We start from the raw sequence: 10,292 nt of genomic DNA, 5'->3' as shown, positions 1-10,292 counted from the left end.
GTTAGTATTAATTTCTTAATTTAGATTTTATGCATTCTGTAAAAATTCTTTTAAAGATTTAATTTTTCCCATAAAAATTATAGCTATTATAAATATTACTGTAGGAACTGTTACCACATATCCCCAATCGAAGTTGTCTAACATCAATCCATAAATCCATATTCCTAAAGGCATTGCTATTTGTCCCATGGTATTAATAACTCCTAAGATACTCGCCCTTGATCCCTCTGGTGTTGAAGTTTGTATATAACTTAAAACGGGTATATTAATAAATCCTACTAAAATACCAATCAAAAACATTAATAAGCAGAATATGTTTGTAATAATCCATCTTGAAACACCATTAAAGAATGGAAGTAATGGAAATGCCCATAAAATGCACACTCCCAACTGAAGCTTAAAGAAAAGGAGTATTTTTTTAAACATTTCACCAGATTTATTTTTTATAGTAAGAAAGACAGTTGCCGTTATCATACCCACAAATCCAGCGGCCATTACTTGTGAAATCTGATACCCAGTTAGATTAAGCTTTTTATATGTTATATAAGGAAGTACAACTGCATTTAGTGCACTGAATACCAATGTACTTAAAAGCGTAGTTGCTAACAATATTTTAAGACCAGTTTTACTGTTAAAATATCCGTATACCTCTTTAAGACTTTCAAAATATGGTTTTCTATTCTTATTCTTTTTAAAGTCTATGTCATACCGTAGATAAAACTCAAGTAATCCAGAAATTACAAAACTGATTCCATCAATGATAATAACCATATGCAATCCAATCATCTTGTACATAAAAGCACCAATGATTGGTCCAATAATTCTCACTACTGCTCCTATGCCTTGGAAAGCAGAATTAACCCTTGTTACATCTTCTTTAGCCGCGATATTGGGTATAGACGCGGTGAGAGCAAGCATGAAAATAGATTGACAAGTACCAAGAATTACTGAAAACACAGTAAATATTTGAATATTTTGGTTGCTAAATTTAAATATTACAGCAAATGATAACATTACTAACCCGCAAAGTAAATCAAACAATATTACAATCTTTTTCTTGTTACTTCTATCTATAATAACTCCTCCAAATGCATTTACTAGTATTCCTGGAACCATAGTCAAAGTTAGTATAGTAGCAAATAATTTTACAGAGCCGGTCATATCTAAAATATACAAACTTAGTGAAAAATTAAATATTGAAGTTCCCAAATCGGAAACCAACCGAGATAAGCAAAAAATAGTGTAATTTATTTTAAAATTTACTTTTTTCTTTTGAATATTTAATGAAATTTCTTCCATAATAGTCATTCCTCCTCGTTAAATAGATTATAAAGTCTCAAAGTTTATAATCTATTGATTTCTATTTGGAACGTTTGCCTTTAATCCAACTTCTATAGAATGAACTAATGTCTGATTTTCATTTAATTTAAAATACTTTTTTATTTTTTCAAAGTTCATATTTCCAATAGAGCATAATCCCATATTAACCATTTCAGAAACGGATGTTAATAATCCAACCATTATTCCCGCGTCAATACATGCGTAGAGGTACGCCATACCACCATATTTAGGCATAGTAACATCAGCATTGTATATGAAAAAGAGAGAAAATGCCGAGCTTTTATAAATCCCTTTGTTTGTATATACATGTGCTTCATCAGTAATTACACAAGCACTGCTAATTAGTGCAAGTGCATTGTTAATAGGAGAATAGTAGTATAATCCACCTTGAATATTTTCAATCCTATTATCCTTGGCATATACATATATATCAATTGGATAAAGTCCTCCAGCGCTAGCATAAAGATACTTAACTTCATCATCCCTGCAACTCTGCTTGAATATTGACATCAACTGCGAGAAGTCATCTTTTTTAATTATGGTAGAAGAATCGAATTCCCGATAAGACCTACGCTCACTTATTATTGCAGGATATTCACCTCTTTGTGTTAGTGAAATATCTTTGCTCTGGTTTGTATGAATTACCCTACCTAGTTGCTTCATTTTAAATTTGTGCAGTTCGCTTGCATCAAGAAAAGTATCCTCACTATATTTGCTTAAGTACATTTTGTTTTGTACCTTAAAAATCTCCTGTGGTGTTAAAATTGAAGATACAAGTAGTCTGTTTTTTACTAAGTCCTGTATAAACTCTTCAAATTCTGCAGGATTTAGTGATGAAAACCCTTGCAGAAGTTCTTCTGGTGTCGCACCGTTTTGCGTCTTAAAATAAAGTTCAGGAAAAGCTGCAACACCCACGCCTGTGTAGCTAAATGTATCTATTAATAACTTCTCACCGTTTTTTACCCATTCTACCGCAGGCGACCAAAAATATGTCTTATTGCGATCATAACCTGATAACTTTTTATTATGAATTTGCATAATAGACCTCTCCCCATAAATTAGATTTTAAATAAACTTAGTATGCCATTTGCTAATTTACTTTTTATTCAAACACAGATATGAGAATTTTTTTGATTATTTCTGCATTTTCTTCAACGAACCCTTTATAAAGCATATATGGATGGCTACCTATTCCTTGGTATTTATTAAACTTCTTAGATGTAACCTTGTACCAGTCTCCTCTTAGGTCCTGTTCTCCAGGTATCTCGTCAGTTGACAAAATCAAATGAATATTGGAATTTACTTTCCCTGAATTTATCATACCATTTCGGAGATATGTGAAATAATCCTCCATCTTATCAGCTACACGTTTTCTTATAAAATCATTTTTACTTAAATACTCTTTATAAACTTCATCTTGCTCAGCTAATTTTAAATTTTCGCTTACCATGCTTTGGATTTCTTCTTTTGCTATATTCATATTATTTATCATTCTATGAGTATCCGCAAAAATTATATTAGATACTTCATGTCCACGACTTTCTAGCTCTTTAGCCACTTCAAAAGCAAGATTTCCGCCTGCTGACCAGCCCATCAGAACAAATGGGCCTTCATTTTGCTCCTTTAAAATATACTCTACATACATTGATAACTTATCGCTGCCACCATCAATGTAATTAAAGCTATAACATGAATATTCACTTAATAAATCTGATAAATTTTTATAAACAAGTCCATATCCTCCTACAGGTGGAAAGAAGAATATTTTGTTTTCCATTTTTCGATTTAGTAGCATTAAGGCATCTTGCTCCCTATAATCTTTATTAATTAGGTGTTGGGATATTTGCCTTATTGTAGGTGATTCAAATACTTGTCTAAGAGAAAGTTCCACTTCAAAGGCTTCATAAATTTTAGATATAAGATTTATTAGCTTTAGAGAGTGTCCACCAGTTTCGAAAAAGTCATGGTCAATTCCTATTTTTTCTATATCCAAAACTTCCTCCCATATACCAGCCAATATTTCTTCAATTTCATTTCTTGGAGCTACATATTCCACCGTAGTATTTATAATTCCATTAGGTTTAGGTAACTCTTTTCTATCAACCTTGCCATTTGGTGTTAGTGGAAACTTATCTAATAAAATAAAATATGATGGAACCATATACTCAGGTAATTCTTTGATAAGGCTTGCCCTAATGTCAGATACATTTAAATTTCCTTGCAGAATATATGCACAAAGATAGTTACTACCATCTTTATCTTCCCTGCCTATAACTATTGCATCCTTAACATTTTCTTGTTTTAATAATTGGATTTCAATCTCTCCAGGCTCAACTCTGTGACCCCTAATTTTAACTTGTTGATCCTTTCTTCCTAAAAATTCTATCCTACCATCTTTGGTATATCTTCCTATATCACCTGTCTTATACATCTTTTTCATTTTTGTATCATAAGGATTTAGTATGAATTTCTCATTGCACATATCCGGTCTATTTAGATAGCCCCTTGCTACACCTGCCCCTGATATAAATATCTCACCTGATATACCTACTGGAACAAGTTCTAATCGTTCATCTAATATATAAACTTCTGTATTAGATATAGGTTTACCTATAACTGGTGATTGTTTAAATGAATTAACTTGGCTAAAATCAATCAAATGTGCTATTGCACCAATCGTAGTCTCAGTAGGTCCATAATGATTGAGTATTTTCACTGCTTCAAATTGATTATGGAATTTCTCTACATCTTCTGTATTTATTTTTTCTCCACCTAATACTACTAATCGTAGTGCTGTTGAAAAATCAACCACACCAAAGTTTTTATTATTAACAATAATATTAAATAATGAAGGAGTTGCTTTTATATAAGTAATTTTATTTTTTTCAAGATAGTTTATTAATATATTTGGATCGGAATATTTCTCTTTCTTTAATAAATGTAATTCACAACCATTCAATAATGATGTATGCACTGCTGTATAACCTAAATCGAATGAAAATGATGAAAGTAACACTGTTTTATCACTACTTGTTAAGTTCACTAAGTTTGAAAACCAGTGTACATAATTAACAAGATTTCTATTTTCAATTAATACTCCCTTAGGTACTCCAGTGGTTCCTGAAGTGTAAATTACATAAACAAGACTATTTGGGTTACATTCTATGCTTAAGTTAGTAGATTCTCCAATATAAATACTTTTATCATCTAAGTTAACTAGCTCTATATTAATCTCAATTTCCTCGGCGACCATATTCTTTTGTGTTAACAGTATTTTACTATCACTATCATCAATTATTTGTTTTATTCTATCAATAGGGACTAGTGGATCTATTGGAAGGTACGCGCCTCCAGCTTTTAATATACCTAATATACCTATAATCATTTCTACTGAAGGATTTAACATTATTCCAACTATGCTATCTGAACTTACACCCTTTGTTACTAATTTTCTTGCTAATTGATTTGCTTTACGATTCAGCTCATTGTATGTTAAATGATCTTCCTCAAATACTACTGCTATATTATTTGGAGTTTTTGTTACTTGCTGTTCAAATAGCTCACCTATAGTTTTATCTACTATATAATCTACCTTAGTATCATTAAAGTTACGCAAGATTTTTTTCTTATCTTCATTGCATAATATATCTATATCTCCTACAAGTAAATTCTCATTAGCGATAACTTTCCCTACAGCTTCCTTTAAATGTGACTCTATATTTTCTATAAAGCTTCTATTATAAATATTAGAATTAAATGTTAATCTAATTCCAATTTCCTCTTTAGGAAAAATAGTAATACTAAAATCATAATTTGTCTGTTGAAAGGCTTCACTAAAGCTCATTGTAAACCCTATATTATTTTCATCATCTGTGCTAAATGCTGATGTTTCTAAAGGATAGTTTTCAAAAACCATTATATTATCAAGTAATTCATTTTTAAATCCACTTAAACCCTGTATTTCAAAGAGCGGATAATATGAATACTTTTCAGACATAATAGCATTCTCTTGCATTATCCTAAGCAAATCATTAAATTTCATATTAAGCTCACACTTAACTCTTATTGGTATAGTGTTTATAAAAAGCCCAACCATTTTTTCAATGCCTTCTATTTCAGCTCGTCTGCCAGACATAACAGCCCCAAATACTACATCTCCGGTATTGTTATACTTTTGTAACATTACTCCCCATATAGACTGTAATATTATATTAAGAGTTGTATTGTTTTTCTTAGCAATAGCATTTAAATTTTCAGTAATTCCTTTGTCAAGGACAAAATTTGTTTCTTCTCTAATAAATTCATCGCCACTTCTATTAGGCCCCTTTTGAGGAATACCAGCCTTATTATCGTAATCCACAAGATAGTGCGCCCAATAATCCTTTGCATCCTCTTCATCCTGCTTTTCAAGCCATTCAATATAATCTCTATATCTAGGCCCTTCACCAATTTCTAGGATAATATTGTTTTTTAATGAAGTGTAAATGTCAAAAAGTTCTTTATTTATAATACCCAAACACCAACCGTCCATAAGTATATGATGAAAACTCCAAACTAATTTGTAAGAATCTTCATCGGTCTTTATCACCGCCAGTCTTATTAGATTACCTCTTGATAAATCAAAGCCTTTGTTCCTATCTTTTATCTTGAAATCCTCTATAAAAGAATTAATACTGTTTTCATCAAGGTACGATATATCTTCAAAATGCATTTTTATTTGCCCACCTTTTAATACAACCTGCAATGGACTTTCCATATTCTTATAAATAAAGTTTGTCCTTAAAATATCATGTCTTTCTAGCAGCGAATTAAAGCCAATCTCTAATAATTTCAAGTCAATAATTCCATTGATTGTAAAAATTATCTGTTGAAAATAAGTATGGGAACCTTCATCTAGAACAGTATGGAATAGCATCCCTTTCTGCGTTGGTGATAATCTATAAATGTTCTTTATATTATCTCCCCATACATCATATATTTTCTGAAATTCATGAATAGATAGTTCTTTAATACCAACATCGGATGGTGTAAGCTCTGTCTTTTTCTTTGATACACAATGTTCAATAATAGAATTAAGGTTATTTTTATAATTTTCCATTAGTTTTAATATATTGTTCTCTTCATACTGATTCTTGTTATAAGTAACTGCAATTCCCAATCTTCCATTAACAATAATTCCGTTAATATTCAACTTAAACATAATTTCAGACTCAGGACTCATTGATTGTCCTGTACTAAAATGTGATAAACCAAAGGTCTCTGTATTTATATCCTGTCCAAACTGACCTAAGTAATTAAAGCTTATCTCAGGGTTGTTTTTAAACATCAAATCCCTATCTTCTTGCAGCAAATACTTCAATATACCATACCCAATACCTCTTTTTGGTATCCTTCTAAGATCCTCTTTAACGGACTTTATGATATAAGAAATATCCTGCGTCTCACTTATGTCAAATAGTACTGGATATTGTGAAGTAAACCACCCTATTGTTCTTGAAATATCAATATCTTTTATAATATCTTCTCTTCCATGTCCTTCAAGATTTACAAGTATTTTTTCCTCTTTAGTCCACCCTTTTATTGTCATACCTAGGGTTGCGAGTAATATATCATTAATTTCTGTATTATACGCTTTGTTAACATTTAATAAAAGTTTTTGGGTATCTTCTTCTGTTAGCTCAAATTTATGCGTTTGACTATCCATTACCCTGAAGTTTTCAATTTTTTCATTATCTACTGGAAGCTTTGGTATATTAACTTGGTCCAGCCTGCTCCAATACTCTTTTTCTTTTTTTATTTCTTTGCCATTTGCATATTTCTTAAGTTGCAAAGACCATTCCTTGAATGAATGAGTCTTATCCTGAAAAGATACTTCCTCATTATTTCCAACTTGAGCATATCCAGTAGCAAAGTCCTCGAATAAAATCCTCCAGGATATTCCATCAATTATCAAGTGATGTATTACAATAAGTAGGTGATCCCCTTCTATGGTTCTAAATAATGCAAGTTTTACAAGCGGCCCATTTTCAAGGTCTATACTACTTTGTATATCATTTGTTTCTCTGTCTATTGTTAGAGCATAGTTTTCATCATTAGTTAGGTTATATACCTTTAATGGTATTACTACATCTTCTTCAACCCCACCATTATATTGAACAATATCCTCACCCTCTATTTTAAAGAACATTCTCAATGCGTCATGGTGCTCAATTATTTTTTTAAATACTTTTTCCACTGCAATGGAATCAAACCCATTTTTACCCCACAGCATAACAGCTTGGTTCCAATGGTTCATGTTTATATATTCTTTTTCAAAAAACCAATTTTGTATAGGTGTTAAATTAACCTTTCCTTTTATTGGTCCCTGTTCAATTATTAGAATATCGTTTTTAACAACCAATTTTGCTAGTTCTTCTAAAGACTTATAATGAAATAAATCTTTTAGTTCAAGTTTCAACTTAAACTTATTAAGACGTGCTAAAACCTGTATTGCCTTAATGGAATCTCCACCTAGTTCAAAAAAATTATCCTTTATACCAACACGTTCAAGCCCTAAAACTTCCTCCCACACCGCAATAACGCTTTTTTCGACTTCATTTCTAGGGGCGATATACTCATGTTCAGAGTACAACCCTAATGTAGGATTTGGAAGAGCTTTTAAGTCTATTTTCCCATTTGCTGTTAATGGCATACTTTTAATTTGTACAAAGAATGAGGGTATCATGTATTCAGGCAATACCTCGGACAAGTATCTTTTTATCTCCAGTTTATCAATCTTTTGATTAGCAACTATATATGCACAGAGGTATTTATCACCCTCCTTTTCACTCCTAGCTAAAACAAATGCTTCTGCAATATTTTCGTTCATTTGTAATCTAGACTCTATTTCTCCTATCTCTATTCTATAACCTCTTATCTTTACCTGGTGGTCAATCCTATCTAAAAATTCAATATTACCATCGGGAAGCCACCTTGCAAGATCACCAGTGCGATACATTCTCTCACCTAAAGTAAAGGGATTTGGTATGAATCTCTCCTTTGTAAGTTCTGGTTTGTTTATGTATCCCCTTGCAAGTAAGTCTCCAGATATGCATAATTCACCAGCGACTCCTACAGGCACAAGTTTGTTGTTTTTATCCAAAATCAATAGACTGCTATTATTTATTGGCTTTCCAATAGGGACTGCATTGTAATTCTCTACTCTTGCATCAGCTACATAAGACGTAGCACATATGGTAGTTTCCGTAGGTCCATAAGCATTAATATATACAAATTTTCTATTCCATTGTTTTACAAGTTTAATAGTAGTAGCAGAGCCTGCAGTTATAATTTTCTTAACAGTACTTATACTGTCAGGACTTAAATTTGCGAGATATATAGGAGGAAGAGTTATAACCGAAATCTCATGTTTGTTTAAAAACTCTTGAAATTTTTCAGTATCGGTTATAGTCTCTTCTGAAACTATATGTAATGAAGCCCCTGACAGTAAAGCCATAACCATTTCCCACACCGAAGCGTCAAACGAAAAATTTGCAAACTGAACTATCTTGTCTTTATCATTTATACAAAATTCCTTATTAAAGAATTCCTTTAAGTTAGCTATTCCTTTATGTTCAAGCATAACGCCCTTAGGCTTTCCTGTTGATCCTGAGGTATAAATTAGATAAGCAAGGTCATTAGATTTATTTACATGCATCGGGTTCTCTTTATTCCCAGCATCCAAATCCTTACCTAGTAAATCTATAACAATAATAGGATTTTCATTGTCAACAGAATATTTTGATTCTATATCTTTCAATGTAAGCAATATTTTTGCCCCACTGTCCTCAAGCATAAATTTAATTCTTTCCTGCGGATATTTGGGTTCAATGGGAAGATATGCTCCTCCTGATTTTAATACTCCTAATATACCTACTACCATTTCTATTGAGCGTTCTACCAGTATTCCAACTATACTATCTGGCTTAACTCCCTTTTGCCTTAATATGTGTGCAACTTGGTTTGCCTTGTCATTAAGTTGCTTATAACTTACTTCTTTATCTTCAAATACTACGGCAATGTTGCCTGGTGTCATCTTTACCTGTTCCTCAAATAGTTCATGTATAGTCATGTCTTTCGGATAATCTAATAAAGTGTCATTAAAATCATGAAGAATATGTTGTTTTTCGTTTTCGGAAAATATATCTATTTCTGATAGTTTTTTATTAGTATCATTGGTTGTAATGTTAAAGAAATTAATTAAATGATCATTTATTTGTTTAATTGATAGTTCACTAAAAAGTGAACTATCATACTCAATATTAACCTGCAAACTATCATTGAATATTTCAAATGAAAACACTATGTCAGAATTAATAGAATTTAGGCATTCTTCTGTGTGAATATCATCCAACTTTACAATTGTATTAAACCTGTATTTGTCACCTTCAACTAATAAACCCAAAAGTTCAGCAGTTTTACCAAGGGGGAAATTCTGATTTTTATCAGCTTCAAGTACAGTAATTTTAACTTTTCCTAAGAACATTTTGAAAGTATCATTATCTTCAATATGCGTCCTTAATGCTAAAATATTTTCAGCGAACTCACCATTAGCGTTCTGCTTAAATACTGGCATTCCTATTATTACATCTTGATTATCAGTATATTTATACAACAAATACTTTACCCCCGACAACAGATAAATATAAGTTGCATACTTTGAATTATTACACAAATAAGATATTCGCTTATACAAGTCATCTGGAAATTTATAATTTACCTTAGAAAAATTATATGGCTGTAGTTGTAAGCACTTATTATCTTTTGGAAAACGACTTACTGTCACTTCACCATTCAATTTATTTATCCAATAATCTCTTTCAGCTTTACCTTTTTCAGTTGCTAACATTATATTTTCTGAGTATTTGTCTAACATAGTTTTTACCCCCTAGTTACTTTTCTGCAAAATCTGG

Annotated in this window: 3 protein-coding genes; all 3 read right to left on the bottom strand. The window is 31.4% G+C overall.

The window, feature by feature from the left end; all coding sequences use genetic code 11:
- Positions 1–27 precede the first annotated feature (27 nt).
- The 3 genes from ACWJJ7_RS02545 to ACWJJ7_RS02535 all read right to left on the bottom strand — a co-directional run bounded on the left by ACWJJ7_RS02545 (position 28) and on the right by ACWJJ7_RS02535 (position 10,255).
- Positions 28–1,299 carry an MFS transporter gene (locus tag ACWJJ7_RS02545; protein WP_462963793.1) on the bottom strand — a complete coding sequence of 424 codons (1,272 nt, stop codon included), beginning with the start codon at positions 1,297–1,299 and terminating at the stop codon, positions 28–30.
- Between the two features lie 51 nt (positions 1,300–1,350).
- On the bottom strand, positions 1,351–2,379 hold the full coding sequence (locus ACWJJ7_RS02540; protein ID WP_462963792.1) for a SagB/ThcOx family dehydrogenase: 1,029 nt from the start codon (positions 2,377–2,379) through the stop codon (positions 1,351–1,353).
- A gap of 64 nt (positions 2,380–2,443) precedes the next feature.
- Entirely contained in the window at positions 2,444–10,255 is a 7,812-nt protein-coding gene (locus ACWJJ7_RS02535; RefSeq protein ID WP_462963791.1) for an amino acid adenylation domain-containing protein, read from the bottom strand.
- Positions 10,256–10,292: the final 37 nt, after the last annotated feature.

The organism is Clostridium sp. CM042, assembly GCF_055080995.1.
The sequence above is the reverse complement of the archived record's forward strand: the minus strand, read 5'-3'. Positions and strand labels throughout refer to the sequence as shown.